Source organism: Streptomyces sp. NPDC058683, from assembly GCF_042716195.1.
GTDB lineage: Bacteria > Actinomycetota > Actinomycetes > Streptomycetales > Streptomycetaceae > Streptomyces.
Map to the genome: position 1 here is coordinate 49658 of NZ_JBHXSK010000044.1, position 13325 is coordinate 62982.

11 protein-coding genes are annotated in these 13325 nt (G+C 70.1%); 7 read left to right on the plus strand and 4 right to left on the minus strand.

Annotated elements, in window-relative coordinates:
- Positions 1-31: 31 nt before the first annotated feature.
- The 3 genes from ACFWXC_RS38215 to ACFWXC_RS38225 all read right to left on the minus strand — a co-directional run bounded on the left by ACFWXC_RS38215 (position 32) and on the right by ACFWXC_RS38225 (position 3597).
- Positions 32-937, minus strand: coding sequence for an ABC transporter permease (locus ACFWXC_RS38215; protein ID WP_384486226.1), 906 nt, complete (start codon positions 935-937; stop codon positions 32-34).
- The gene (locus ACFWXC_RS38220; RefSeq protein ID WP_384486228.1) at positions 934-1890 is read right to left on the minus strand and encodes an ABC transporter permease; all 957 of its coding nucleotides are present in this window, start codon (positions 1888-1890) and stop codon (positions 934-936) included. Before ACFWXC_RS38220 ends, ACFWXC_RS38215 begins: the two co-directional genes overlap by 4 nt.
- A 471-nt stretch (positions 1891-2361) precedes the next feature.
- A complete protein-coding gene (locus ACFWXC_RS38225) occupies positions 2362-3597 on the minus strand; it encodes an ROK family protein (RefSeq protein ID WP_384486230.1) in 1236 nt (411 codons plus the stop codon).
- 777 nt (positions 3598-4374) lie between these two features.
- Between ACFWXC_RS38225 and ACFWXC_RS38230 the strand changes: the two genes are divergently transcribed.
- The 7 genes from ACFWXC_RS38230 (at position 4375) to ACFWXC_RS38260 (ending at position 12366) form a co-directional block, all read left to right on the plus strand.
- Entirely contained in the window at positions 4375-5478 is a 1104-nt protein-coding gene (locus ACFWXC_RS38230) for a Gfo/Idh/MocA family protein (protein WP_384486232.1), read from the plus strand.
- Positions 5479-5515: 37 nt separating this feature from the next.
- Positions 5516-6403: a sugar phosphate isomerase/epimerase family protein gene (locus ACFWXC_RS38235; RefSeq protein WP_384486234.1), complete on the plus strand. Its 888-nt coding sequence runs from the start codon at positions 5516-5518 to the stop codon at positions 6401-6403.
- Positions 6404-6434: 31 nt separating this feature from the next.
- Positions 6435-6839: an alcohol dehydrogenase catalytic domain-containing protein gene (locus ACFWXC_RS38240; RefSeq protein ID WP_384486236.1), complete on the plus strand. Its 405-nt coding sequence runs from the start codon at positions 6435-6437 to the stop codon at positions 6837-6839.
- A gap of 64 nt (positions 6840-6903) precedes the next feature.
- Positions 6904-8469 (plus strand): ABC transporter substrate-binding protein, encoded by a 1566-nt coding sequence (locus ACFWXC_RS38245; protein WP_384486238.1) that lies wholly within the window; start codon positions 6904-6906, stop codon positions 8467-8469.
- A complete protein-coding gene (locus tag ACFWXC_RS38250) occupies positions 8466-9416 on the plus strand; it encodes an ABC transporter permease (RefSeq protein WP_384486240.1) in 951 nt (316 codons plus the stop codon). The genes ACFWXC_RS38245 and ACFWXC_RS38250 overlap by 4 nt, the downstream gene beginning before the upstream one ends.
- Positions 9416-10285 (plus strand): ABC transporter permease, encoded by an 870-nt coding sequence (locus ACFWXC_RS38255; protein ID WP_384486242.1) that lies wholly within the window; start codon positions 9416-9418, stop codon positions 10283-10285. The genes ACFWXC_RS38250 and ACFWXC_RS38255 overlap by 1 nt, the downstream gene beginning before the upstream one ends.
- A 20-nt stretch (positions 10286-10305) precedes the next feature.
- On the plus strand, positions 10306-12366 hold the full coding sequence (locus tag ACFWXC_RS38260; protein ID WP_384486244.1) for a dipeptide ABC transporter ATP-binding protein: 2061 nt from the start codon (positions 10306-10308) through the stop codon (positions 12364-12366).
- 91 nt (positions 12367-12457) lie between these two features.
- Here ACFWXC_RS38260 and ACFWXC_RS38265 read toward each other — a convergent pair whose 3' ends face one another.
- Positions 12458-13324, minus strand: coding sequence for an ABC transporter ATP-binding protein (locus ACFWXC_RS38265; RefSeq protein ID WP_384486246.1), 867 nt, complete (start codon positions 13322-13324; stop codon positions 12458-12460).
- Position 13325 lies beyond the last annotated feature (1 nt).

The window sequence follows — 13325 nt, forward strand, 5'->3', positions numbered from 1 at the left end:
CCGGCCCGGAGCGGGCACGGGCCGGACCGCGTCAGTCGTGCAGACCGCGGTCGAACCGGTGCCGCAGGTGGTCACCGGCCTGGTTGAGGGCGAACACGGTCAGGAAGATGAACGCCGTGGGCACGAAGACGAGGTGCGGGTAGTCACCGACGGAGTCCTTGCCGTCGGAGATCATTCCGCCCCAGCTCGGCGAGGGGGGTGGGATGCCCATGCCGAGGAAGCTCAGTGAGCCCTCCGCCACGATCAGCGCGGCCATCACGACGGGCAGGTAGGCGCCCAGTGAGGGCAGCAGGTTGGGCAGGATCTCCCGCGCCAGGATGCGCCGCCTGCTCGCGCCCATGGTGCGGGCGGCGGTGACGAACTCTCGCGACGCCCAGGACAGGGTGTTGGCCCTGGCCAGCCGGATGAAGGTCGGGACGACCAGCAGGGTCAGCCCGATGAGGAGGGTGGACACGCTGGGGGTGAGGACGGCGGCCAGCGCGAGGAGCAGGATCAGCGGCGGGAACGCGAGCATCGCGTCCGCGAGCAGTCTGATCACCGAGTCGGTACGGCCGCGGAGATATCCGGCGACCATGCCGAGTACGGTCCCCACGGCCGAGCCGATCAGGCCCGCACCCGCTCCGACCAGCAGCGAGACCCGTGCTCCGTAGACGCAGCGGGACAGGAGCGAGCGGCCGAGCTGGTCGGTGCCGAGCAGAACGTCGAGCGAGCCGAGGCCCGGTGTCTGCCGGGGCAGGCCGACGGGACGGTCGTAGGGCGCCAGCGGGAGGAGGTCGGCGAGGACGGCCGCGAGGACGATCACGGCGAGCCAGGTGTAGGCGATCCCGACGAGGATCGACCGTCTGCGGTGCACGGCCGGGACGGAGGGCTCCGTCCCGGCGCCGTCGCCGGTCCCGGTGTCCCGTCCCGTGGTGACGGTGCGCTGGACGCTCGTCATGCTGCGGCCACCTTTCCGACCCGCGGATCCAGCCACTGGTAGCTGAGGTCGACCAGGGTGTTGACCAGGACGTACGCCACGACGACGAAGACCACGATGCCCTGGACCGAGACGAGGTCCCGGGAGACGATCGAGGAGACGACCAGCTGGCCGAGACCGGGCAGCGAGAACAGGATCTCGACGACGACGGTCCCGCCGATCAGCCGGCCGAGGTTGATGCCGGCGAGTGTGATCAGGGAGAACGACGACGGCCGCAGCGCGTGGCGGAACATGACGTAGGCGGGGCTCATCCCCTTGGCGCGGGCGGCGGCGATGAAGTCCTCGCGCAGGGTGGAGACGAGATCCGCCCGCAGCGCGCGGTGGAAGGCAGCGATCTCGGTCAGGGCGATCGACACGGCCGGGAGCAGGGCGCCGCGCAGGTTCGCCCCGAGGCCGTCGGTGCTGACCCGGGCCCATCCGCTGACGGGGAGCCAGCCCAGCTTCAGGGAGAAGAAGTAGATGAGCACGGGGCCCGCGATGAAGGCCGGTACCGACAGCAGCACCGACGAGAGGGCCGTGGCCCCGCGGTCCACCGCGGACCCTTCCCGGGCCGCGGAGACGATGGCCAGGAGCACGGCGACGGCCAGGGACAAGGTCAGTGCGATGGCCGCGAGTTCCAGGGTCACGGGCAGTCGGGACAGGACCGCGTGCGTGACCGATTCGTTGGTGACCGGCGAGGTGCCGAGATCGCCCGTGACGGCATGTCCGAGCCAGTCGGTGTACTGATGCCAGAGAGGTCGGTCCATGCCGAGTCTGGCGTTCAGTTTCGCGACCGCCGCCGGTGTCGCGTTCTCCCCCAGGATGACGGAGGCGGCCGATCCCGGCGCCAGACTCAGCAGCGCCACGGAGCCCATCGTGACCAGGATGATCACGACCAGGCTGCGAAGGACCCGTCTCGCGGTGGTGAGCACCATGCGACTCGCTTCCTCGGGAGGCATAGGTGACGTGTGACGTGTGACGTGCGGTCGTCCGGTGAGGTGTGCGGCTGCCGCCGCGGTAGGTGCGATCGGTGCGGACGGAAGCCGTGACCCGGCTCGTTCTCGTACCGCCGCACCGGGGTTGGCGCGATGGGAGCCCAGCATGGGGACTGGCCTGAACCGGTTGGCGGAGTATGTCCGCTCAACGGAACAGATTGTCGGCGCGGCCGTATGGAAGGGCTCGTCCTGCTGCTGACCTCGGCCGGGCACCGGGACGGGGCGCCGGTCGTGCGGTCGGCCCGGACCAGGGTCGGTCGGCCGTCCGGACCGGTGTCTGCTCACGTCCGTCGGCCTACTGCGCCGCGTGGCCCTGTTCTCGCCGAACTCCTCCAAACCGCAGCGGATCTGACGAGCCGCCACCCGCAGGTTCGTCCGGTCGCCCCTGCCGGACGCGGCTCGGCTTCGGCGTCAGCCTTCCCGGTCGTCCACCAGCAACCGGGCAATCCCCTGCTCACTGAAGACGTCTCGCAGAGCAAGGGCGATGCCGCCGTGAATCGCGGAGGTGCCGTCGGGACGGGTGGTGGTGATGGTCAGTTTGCGGGTGGTCAGGGGCAGGGCCCGCTGGTACACCACGGCACGCACCCCGGACAGGAGGTCGTCGCGAAGGTCGCTCAGCGGGCCGCCGAGGACCAGTGTGCGGGGGTTGTACATGAGGACGAGCATGGCCGCGACCTCGCCGATCGCGGTGGCGGCCTGGCGCAGTGCGTGCACGGCCGAGGGGTCGTTGTCGGCGATGCGTTCGGCCAGTTGGCGTTCGCCGTGCCGTGGATCGTCGTCCGTCGTCTCGGGTATGCCCAGGGTGCGCAGGACGGCCCGGTGCGAGGCGACGCCCCTGACACAGCCGACGTTGCCGCAGGTGCACAGGGCGTCGCCGCCGTCGACGGCCCGGATGTGGCCCACGTCGCCCTCGGCTCCGTCGGCCCCGCGGTAGATGTCGCCGGAGCCGGTGACGAGTCCGGCCCCGATCCCGGCGGCGATCTTCAGACAGAGGAGAGGGGTGTCGACCTCGTCCTGGGTCGCCTCGCCGAGGGCCATGAGGTTGGCATCGTTGTCCACCAGGGCGGGCGCACGGAAGCGTGCGCTCAGGGCGTCGGCGGCCGGGTAGGCGTCCCACCCCGGCATTCCTGTCGGGCGCACGGCGCAACCGCGCTGGATGTCGACGGGCCCGGGCAGACCCATCACCACCTGACGGACCCTACGAGGGTCACGCCCGGTCTTCTCCAGCAGGCCCAGCAGTCGTTCGGACACCCTCTCCAACACCGTTTCCGGACCGGAATCGAGACGCACGTGCACGGTGTCCTCGGCGAGCACCCGTCCCGTGAGGTCGGCGATCGCGACGCGTGCGGCCAGGGTGTCGACGTCGGCCACGGCGATGGTGCCGGCGCGCGGGGAGAGCGTCAGCACACGGGGCGGCCGGCCGCGCACGGACTCGCCGGACTCGATCTCCTCAAGGATGCCGCGTCCGACGAGATGACTGACCTGCTGGCCGACCGTCGAGCGGGCGAGTCCGCTGCGCCGTGCGATCTCGGCACGGCTGGTCGCCTCGCCGGAGACGACCATGTCCAGGACCCGGCGCAGCCCCACGGGAACCGCCGGCAGCAGGGCCGGAACGGCCGGATGGATCCCGTCTTTGTGAAACGTCACGGTCTTAATTCCGCCTCCTTGTGCCCCTTCACCATCCGGCCTGCGGAGTGATCGCGTCAACCAGGACATTCGGATCGGTACGGCAGGGCATTCCGCTGTTTTTAGTGCGCACAAGAAACAAAAAACGGCATCTTGTCTCCGGCATACGAACCAAACGATGGTGATGCGCAACCCGGCGTTCACGCCGTGGCCGATTGAACGACAGCGGCACCGAGACTCCCGGACGGCTGGAAAAAGTCCGGGAGTTTAGCCAGAAGAGGCATCCGAAGCAATGAAATCGGATCACTCGACGGACCACGCATCGGCGATCAAGGTCCCGTCCCGGCGCGAAACCGCCTTCTGCGGGCGGCACGTCGACACGTCGTCCACCTGCTCCCGGCGACCGCCCCCAGGCCCGCGCAACGGTCCGATCGATGCCCTCGCGCACGGCTGTGAGCTGCACATTCCATCATCTCCTCAGTTCGGCGAACTGTGCCGTGCGCGCCACCCGCGCCACCGGTTTCCGCAGCCCGGAACAAGCTTCCTGACGGCCCGTCAATTTCACCCGTCACCATTCGATAACCCCGCTCCCGGTGTTCTGCTCACCGGACCGCGGCCCTCGTGCCAGTCGGCGGCACAGCCCTTAAATGCCGAACTACCCGGCGGGAACCGGTCTCGCGTTTCGGCCTGAACGACCGGTCGCGCTCCCGACCACCGGCCCGCGCTCTCCGACCAATTCCACGGATCACCCCTACGCGCTTCGCTCTCCGCCCAACGCTCTCCGGAGGAACCCACGGCATGGTCAAGCACACGCATCGCATCGGCATCCTGGGCAGCGGCAACATCTTCGGCCGGTACGTGACCGGCCTGGCCCGCTGGCCGGAACTGCGGATCGTCCGCGTCGGCGACATCGACGTGGCCCGGGCCAAACAGGCCGCCGTCGAGCACGAGATCCCGGCCTGGGGCGACGACGCGGAGCTCTACGCCGACGACACGGTGGACATCCTCGTCAACCTCACGCCTCCGGTGCACCACGCCCGTACGGTCATCGCCGCACTGGAGGCCGGCAAGCACGTCTACGTCGAGAAGCCCCTGGCCACGAACGTCGCGGAGGGCCGGACCGTACTGGAGGCGGCCGCCGGCGGCGGGCGGGTCCTCGGGGCGGCGCCGGACACCTTCCTGGGCAGCGCGAGCCAGACGCTGCGCAGGGCGATCGACTCGGGGGCGATCGGCACCCCGATCGGGGCCTCCGCGTTCATCAGCCACAGCAAGGCCGAGACCTGGCACCCGAACCCGGCGTTCCTGTTCCAGGAGGGCGGCGGCCCGGTGATGGACATGGGCCCGTACTACTTCGCGATCCTCGTGAACGCCCTGGGTCCGGTGCGGTCGGTCAGCGCGAGCAGCCGCATCGGCGCGCCGACCCGGACCGTCACCGCGCCCGACCGGGCGATCGACTCCGTCGACGTCACCGTCCCCACCCACGCCGCCGCCGTCCTCACCTTCGCGTCCGGGGTCATCGGCACCACCCAGATGAGCTTCGACGTCTGGGACACCGACCTGCCCGCCATGGAGATCTACGGCACCGAGGGCACTCTCTCGCTGCCCAACCCGAACCACTTCGACGGCGACGTACGCCTGCGTCGCCACGGCGACACCGACTGGACCGTACTGGAGCCGGCCGTCGAGCTCTTCGGCGCCGTCGGCACCCGCGAACAGGCCCGACGCGGCCTCGGCGTACGGGACTTGGCGACGGCGGTCGAGGGCGGCCCGCACCGCGCCAACGCCTCCTTCGCCTTCCACGTCCTCGAAGCTCTGTGCGCGGTCGAGGACTCCTCCCGGTCGGGCCGGACGGTGCGCCTGGAGAGCACCTGCGAACGCCCCGAACCCCGTTACTCCGCCTGACCGTTCAGCCCCGATCACTTTCGACGAAAGGCATGCCGTGACCATCAGCCCCGAGAAGATCGCGATCAACCCCCTCCAGTGGATCGCCACCGACGACGGCTGGATCGACCCCACCCTCGCCCCGCCGCTCCCCGAACGCCTCAAGGTCATCAAGGAGTCGGGCATCGACTCCGTGCACGCGGAGGTACCGGCCGACCTCACCACCGCCGAGTACGGTCAACTCCTCTCCGACCACGGCCTGTCGCCCGCCCCCGGCTACATCTCGGGCCCGCTGCCCTTGGACGAGGAGAGCCTGCGGGCGCATCTCGACAAGACCGACCGGATCAGCACGCAGATGGCCGAACTCGGCCTGCCCACCGTCTTCGTGGCCACCGGCATGAACAAGCAGGCACCGCGCGTGCACCGCCCCGCCGTGGGCGCCGATGCCACTCCGGAACGGCTGGAGCGGGTGCGGGACGTGTTCGCGCGGATGGGCGAGACGACGAAGGCCAACGGCATAACGGCCGCCTTCCACCCGCACATCGGCACCTGGGCGGAGACCGAGCAGGAGACCCGCTTCATCCTCGACACGATTCCGGCGGACGTCCTGTCCTTCGGCCCCGACATCGGTCACCTCGGCTGGGCCGGCGCCGACGTCATCGGCCTGATCCGGGAGTACGGGGAGCGGGTCGCCGCGATGCACGTCAAGGACTTCCACGCCGACATCGCCGAGCGCGGCAGGGCCGAGGGCTGGACCTACCAGGAGACCGTCCTGGCCGGCCTGTGGGCGGAGCCGGGCCATGCCTCCGTGGACATCCCGGCCACGCTGGCCGCGCTGCCCGACAGCTTCGACGGCTGGCTCGTCATCGAGGTCGACAAGGGCGCGCAGCCGACCCCCGAGGAGAGCGTGCGGCTCTGCGGCGAGTGGGCCCGGCAGCAGCACTGACCGTTCCGGCAACCGGAGTTGGAGGCTCGCAGTGCCCGCAGCGTACGGATTCACCGCATACGGCGGACCAGAGGTCCAGCGCTTCCTCGATCTGCCCATGCACGTACCGGGGCCGGGCGAGCTTCTCGTCGAGGTGCGGGCAGCCGGGGTCAACCCGGTGGACTGGAAGGTCCGTTCCGGGATGCACCGCGCCTTCCTGCACCTCGATCTGCCGGCCGTGCTCGGGCGTGAGGTCGCGGGTGTGGTCGTACAACTCGGGCCGGGCGTCGACTCGTTCACGGTCGGCGACCCGGTGTTCGGCACCACTGACCGAGGCTGTGGCGGATACGCGCACTTCGCGCTCCTGACCGCGAGCCGGACGGCGCTGAAGCCCGCGGTAGTCGAGTCCGGCCGTCCCTGGGGCAAGGTCGCGCTCGGCCTACGTGGCGATCACTGACCCGAACGGTGCGACCGGCCCCCTCGCTCAAGCTTCCCCAACCCTCGCAGCTCAAGGAGTACCGATGTCACTCACCCAGCAAGCCCGGTACCGCCGGCTGACAGCGGGCGTCGCCGTGGGCGCGGCCCTGCTCACGTCGGCCGCGTGCAGCGCCGCCGCCCAGCCCGTCGCCGGTACCTCCGCGGCCGCCGGCCCGGTGCGCGACGGAGGCACCCTCGTCGTCGCCCAGACCAGCGACGTCGATCCCGGAGGATTCCTGAAGACCTCGGTCGGCAACATCCTCTCCGAGTACCAGGTCTTCGAGACGCTGACGCTGATCGACGCCAAGACCGGAAAGCCCACCGGCGTCCTCGCCAAGTCGTGGAAACTCGCGCCGGACGCCAGAAGCATCGACATCACGCTCCGCGACGACGTCACCTTCCACAGCGGTCGCCAACTGACGGCGAACGACGTCCTGTTCACGCTGAAGACGGTGCAGGATCCCGCGGCGGGCGCGGCCAACCAGCCGATCGCCGCCCAGATCACGTCGATGAAGGCCGAGGGCGACCACGAGCTGAAGCTCACCTTCTCCAAGCCGACGCCGAACATCTTCGACCTCTTCGAGACGATGCCGATCGTCAACCCCGCCACCTACGCGGGCAACGCGGCCGGCAAGGTCGTCGACGGCACCGGCCGCTACTCCTGGACGTCGTGGACGCCCGGCGGCAAGGTCGTGCTCACCAAGTACGCCAAGTACCGGGACGCCAAGGACACCCATCTCGACAAGATCGAGATCAACGTCATCAACGACCCGACCGCCATCGTCTCGGCGATCCGCAGCGGTCGCGTGCAGTACGGCACCGGCATCGCCGCCCTCGACTCGCGCAGCCTGGGCAAGCAGCCGGGCTACGCCCTGGTGACCTCGGGCGGTTCGGCCCTCTCCCTCGCGTTCGACGTCACGAAGGCGCCGTTCGACAACAAGACCGTACGGCAGGCGGTCCAGTACGCGATCGACCGGAACCGCATCAACGAGCAGGTCGAGGGCGGGCAGGCGGAGGCCACCGACCTGCCGTGGCGGTCCTCGACCGCCGGGTACGACAAGACCCAGGCGGAGCACTACACGTACCAGCCGGACAAGGCCAAGAAGATGCTCGCCCAGGCGGGCGTGAAGAACGTGACGCTCGACGTCGTCACCCTCAACAGCCCCGAGTCCACCGGCATCTTCCAGATCGTCAAGAACAACCTCGCGGCTGTCGGAATCACCGCCAAGGCGGTGCCGCTCGCCCCGACCGACTACGACGAGCGGATCGCCAAGCGGGACATGGGCGCGCCCGCGGTCCTGATCATGGGCAGCAACGCCCTCTCCCCCGCGTCCCAGCTGGTCAGCCGGCCCGAGTACGTCGCGAGCGACAACCTGCTGAAGTTCAAGAGCGCGCAGTACTCCGCACTGGTCCAGAAGGTGACCGCCGCCACGTCGACGGCCGAGCAGAAGAGCGCGGTGCACGACTACAACGCGTACCTGCTCGACCAGGCCTTCACGGTCCCCCTGATCACCCGTCCGACGCTGACCGTCCGCACGCAGGCCGTGGGCGGTATCAAGTCGACCCAGGCGGGCTTCATCGACCTCGGAACGGCCTGGTTGTCGAAATGATCCGGTATCTGATGCGCAAGGTGCCGTCGGTGGTGTTCGTGCTCTTCGCGAGCTCGGTCGTCGCCTTCGCCCTGCCCCGGCTCGCCCCCGGTGACGTCGCCGTCACCCTCGCCGGTTCGGACCCGACCGCCGCCAACATCGCCGCCATCCGCAAGGAGTTGGGCCTGGACCGGTCACCGGTCGTGCAGTACTGGGACTGGATCTCCGGACTCTTCCACGGCGACCTGGGCCAGTCCTACCTCCTGCACCGCAGCGTCGCGAGCCTCATCGGCGACCGGCTGGAGAGCACCGTGGAACTGGCGGTGTTCGCCACCCTGCTCGTCGTCGTCATCGGGACGACGCTGGGCGTGCTGGCCGGCTCGACCAGGCGCTGGTGGGCACGGACCACGCTCGATCTGGGCAACAGCATCCTGGTCGCCGTACCGTCGTTCCTCATCGCGCTCGCCTTGATCCTCGTCTTCGGCGTGTACCACCGCTGGCTGCCGGTGAGCGGCGAGGTGAGCGTGCTGCACGATCCCGCGATCGGCATCCAGTACCTGGTCCTGCCCGCGTTCGCCCTCGCGCTGTCACCCGCGGGAGGTGTGGCCCGCCTGCTCCAGACGGAGATGACCCGGGTCCGCAACGAGGACTACGTCGATCTGGCCCTGTCCAAAGGAGCCTCGCCGAGGCGGATCACCCTGCGGCACGTGCTGCGCAACAGCTTCGGCAGCGCGGTCGTCGCGATCGGCCTGGAGATCGGCACCCTGCTCGCCGGTGCCGTGGTCATGGAGTCGATCTTCAACCGCAATGGGCTCGGCCAGCTCGCCGTCTCCAGCGTGACGACACGCGACTTCACCGTCCTCCAGGTGCTGATCCTCGGTGTGGTCTGCGTGGCGGTGATCTGCCAGATCGTCACCGAGCTGGTCCTTGCGGCACTCGACCCGAAGATCAGGTTGGGAGACCAGTGATGACGGACGTGCCCCTGTCCCTGCCCGTGGCCGCGCGCCGCCGGCTGAACCCGACCCTGGCCCGCTACCTGTCGGCCTTCCGTACCCCGCGGGGTGTCATCGGCCTGTCGATCCTCGTGCTGATGGTCCTCGCCGCGCTGCTCGCACCCCTCCTCTTCCCCGGCGGCTACGACCAGCAGGGGGCGACCACCTTCGCCGGCCCCTCGGCCGGACACCTCTTCGGAACCGACGAGTTCGGCCGCGACATCTTTGTCCGCAGCGTCTACGGCCTGCGCGTCGACCTGAGTCTCATCCTCACCGCGGTGCCGCTCAGCATGGCGATCGGCACCCTGCTCGGTCTCGCCGGCGCGCTCTCCGGATGGCTCGGCGCGGGGGTGCAGCGGCTGCTCGACGTGATCATCGGCTTCCCCGGGCTGATCCTCGGCGTCTGCCTGGTGGCCGTCCTGGGCGCGGGCTGGTTCGCGCTCTTCCTCACCATCCTGATCGGCGGCCTGCCCAGCGCGGGGCGCCTGGCCCGCGGGGCCTGGCTCAGCCAGCAGGACCGGGAGTACGTCCTCGCCGCGCGGGTGTTGGGCGTCTCGCGCCGCCAACTCCTGGTCCGGCACGTGCTGCCGAACGCCATGGACGCCATCGTCGTGAACGGCGCCGTCTGGATGGTCATCGGCGTCTACATCGAGGCGGGCCTGTCCATCGTCGGCCTCGGCGTGCAGCCGCCCACGCCCTCGCTCGGCGTCCTGCTCAACAACGGCCTGCGGTTCGTTGTCCAGTCACCCACCTACATCATCGGCCCCGCCGCGCTGCTCCTCCTGCTCGCGGTGGGCGTCAGCCTGATGTCGGACGCACTGAACGAGGCGGTGAATCGCCGATGACCCCGACGACCGACTCCCCCATGACCCAACCGCCGGAGGCCGCCACGGACAGAGCCGTGCCGTTGCTCCGCGTGGAGGGCCTGGGTACGGAGTTCAGGCTCAGGAGCGGCGACGTCAAAGCCGTCGACGACGTCAGCTTCGACATCTACCCGGGCGACGTCCTTGGCATCGTCGGCGAGTCCGGCTCCGGCAAGTCCGTCACCGCGCGCTCGATCATGCGGATGCTGCGCCCGCCGGGCCAAGTCGTCGCGGGCAGCGTCGAGTTCGACGGCGAGGACCTGCTTGCGCTCCCCGAACGCGAGATGCGGCGCCGCCGTGGCAGCAAGGTCGCGATGGTCTTCCAGGACCCGCAGGCCGCGCTCAACCCGGTCATGAAGGTCGGCGCCCAGATCGTCGAGGCGATGACGGTCCACGGCGTCGACAAGAAGACCGCGCGCAAGCGGGCGGCCGAACTCCTCGACCAGGTCGGCATTCCCGACGTGGCGACGAAGATCGACCACTACCCGCACCAGTTCTCCGGCGGCATGCGCCAGCGCGTCGTCATCGCGATCGCCCTGGCCAACGACCCGGCGCTGCTCATCGCCGACGAGCCGACGACCGCCCTCGACGTCACGATCCAGGCCCAGATCCTGCGGCTGCTCGCCCGGCTCCGCACCGAACTCGACATCGCCGTCGCGATCATCACCCACGACATGGGCGTGGTCGCCGAACTCTGCACGGACGTCGTAGTGATGTACAGCGGCCGTACGGTCGAGAAGGGAACCGTCGAGCAGGTCTTCAACCGCCCGCGCCACCCCTACACGGCGGCGCTGCTCGAAGCCATGCCCCGCCTCGACGACGACCTGACCGGCCGACCGCTCCCGGCGATCCCCGGCACCCCGCCCGACCCGGCCGCTCTGCCGCCCGGTTGCGCGTTCGAGCCCCGCTGCCCGTTCGCCGAGGACGCGTGCACGCACGCACCGCCGCAACTCCTGGAGATCGGGGGCAGCGGACAGACGGCGGCCTGCTTCGTGGCACAACGGGGAGTCGACGTGTCCCCGGCACGCACGGAGGTGACGACTCCCGCACCACCGCGCCCCGAGCCCGCCACCGACGAACTTGTCCTGGAGATCAGCGACTTGAGGGTCGACGTCGGTTCCCGCCGACGCGGCCTGTTCCACCGCGAACCTCCCGTCTACGCCGTCGACTCGGTGAGCCTGTCCGTGCGAGCGGGCCGTACCGTCGGGCTCGTCGGGGAGAGCGGCTGCGGCAAGTCGACGCTGTCGCGGGCCGTGGTGGGGATCAATGCGATCGCCGGCGGGACGGTCCGGGTCGACGGGACCGACGTGAGCGCGATGCGTGAGGAGGACCTCACACGGGTCCGGTCCTCGGTGCAGTACGTGTTCCAGGACCCCTATGCCTCCCTCAACCCCCGGCGCACGATCCGCCAGTCACTCACCGAGGCGCTCGGCATCCGGGGCATCGGCGGCCGTGAACTCGAACCGGAGGCACGCTCGTTGATGGAGCAGGTGGGGCTGCGCCCCGAACTCCTCGACCGCTATCCGCACGCGTTCTCGGGCGGCCAGCGCCAACGCATCGGCATCGCACGGGCTTTGGCCCGCCGACCGCGCACCCTCGTCCTCGACGAACCGGTCTCCGCGCTGGACATGTCCGTCCAGGCCCAGATCATCAACCTGCTGCAGAAGCTCCAGAACGAACTCGGCCTGGGCTACCTGTTCATCGCCCACGACCTGTCCGTGGTCCGCCACCTCAGTGACACGGTCGCGGTGATGTACCTCGGCAGGATCGTCGAGTACGGGGATGTCGCCGACGTCTACGGCAATCCCCAACACCCCTACACCGCCGCACTGTTGTCGTCGTCGCCGGTGGCGAGCGCGTCGGTGCCCGGGCGTGAGCGGAACGTCCTGCGTGGGGACCTGCCGAGCCCGGCGAACCCGCCCTCCGGCTGCCGCTTCCGCACCCGGTGCCCGATCGGCCCGCTGGCGCACCCGGAGCGGACGATCTGCGCGGAGAGCGATCCACAGCTCACCGTCACACCGGCCGGGCAGCGGGCCGCCTGTCACTTCGCGGGCAGCGACTGAGCACGAAGAAGCCCCCAGCCTTCACCTTTTGAGGCCGGGGGCATCGTGCTTCTTCAGGCCACGATCAGCGGCCGCAGCGTCCGGTGCGCGATCACAGCGGGTCCTCGCGCAGCACCGCCTTGCCGAAGAAGCCGTGGCGGTCGGCGGTCTCGGCCGGCCGGCAGTCCTCCTCCTCGGCGTCCGAGGTCGCGAGCGGCTGGGCCTCGTACGTGATGCGGATGACTCCGTCGGCGTGCCGTTCGGTGCGGGCGCGGACGCCGAAGACGTCCGCGAGGATCCGCGGGGTCAGCACATCGAGGACCGGTCCCGCCGCGATGACGGACCCTGCGTGCAGGACGGCCAGGTGGTCGCAGAGGCGGGCGGCCAGGTCGAGGTCGTGCAGGACGGCGAGGGTGGTGATCCCGGTGGCCCGGACGAGGTCCAGCAGCTCGAAGCGGGCGCGGATGTCGAGGTGGTTGGTGAGTTCGTCCAGGACCAGGAGCCGCGGGTTCTGGGCCAACGCGCGGGCCAGCAGCACGCGTTGGCGTTCGCCGCCGGACAGGGAGGCGTAGTCGCGGTCCGCGAAGGGCCGTACGCCGCAGCGGTCGACGGCGTCCGTCACGGCCCGGTGGTCCTCGGCGCCGTCGCGGCCCAGCAGGCCGTGGTGGGGCGCGCGGCCGAGGGCGACGATCTCGGTGACGGTCAGGCCGGTGGTGTTGCCGCCCGCGTCCTGGAGGACGGCCGCGGTACGGCGTGCGGCGGCCCGCGGGGACAGTGCCCAGACGTCGTCGTCGCCGACCCGGACGGCGCCGTCCGACGGACGCAACGAGCGGTAGACGGCGCGCAGCAGGGTGCTTTTGCCGCTGCCGTTGGGCCCGACGAGGCCGACGATGTCGCCCTTATGGGCTTCGAGGCTCACGTCGCGCAGGATCGGGGTGCGGTCCAGGGTGATGTGGAGCTGGTCGACGGTCAGTTTCATG

Coding starts and splice junctions, on each gene's coding strand:
- ACFWXC_RS38255 (WP_384486242.1), top strand. CDS start 9,416: ATGACGGACGTGCCCCTGTCCCTGCCCGTGGCCGCGCGCCGCCGGCTG.
- ACFWXC_RS38245 (WP_384486238.1), top strand. CDS start 6,904: ATGTCACTCACCCAGCAAGCCCGGTACCGCCGGCTGACAGCGGGCGTC.
- ACFWXC_RS38260 (WP_384486244.1), top strand. CDS start 10,306: ATGACCCAACCGCCGGAGGCCGCCACGGACAGAGCCGTGCCGTTGCTC.
- ACFWXC_RS38215 (WP_384486226.1), bottom strand. CDS start 937: ATGACGAGCGTCCAGCGCACCGTCACCACGGGACGGGACACCGGGACC.
- ACFWXC_RS38220 (WP_384486228.1), bottom strand. CDS start 1,890: ATGGTGCTCACCACCGCGAGACGGGTCCTTCGCAGCCTGGTCGTGATC.
- ACFWXC_RS38230 (WP_384486232.1), top strand. CDS start 4,375: ATGGTCAAGCACACGCATCGCATCGGCATCCTGGGCAGCGGCAACATC.
- ACFWXC_RS38250 (WP_384486240.1), top strand. CDS start 8,466: ATGATCCGGTATCTGATGCGCAAGGTGCCGTCGGTGGTGTTCGTGCTC.
- ACFWXC_RS38265 (WP_384486246.1), bottom strand. CDS start 13,324: ATGAAACTGACCGTCGACCAGCTCCACATCACCCTGGACCGCACCCCG.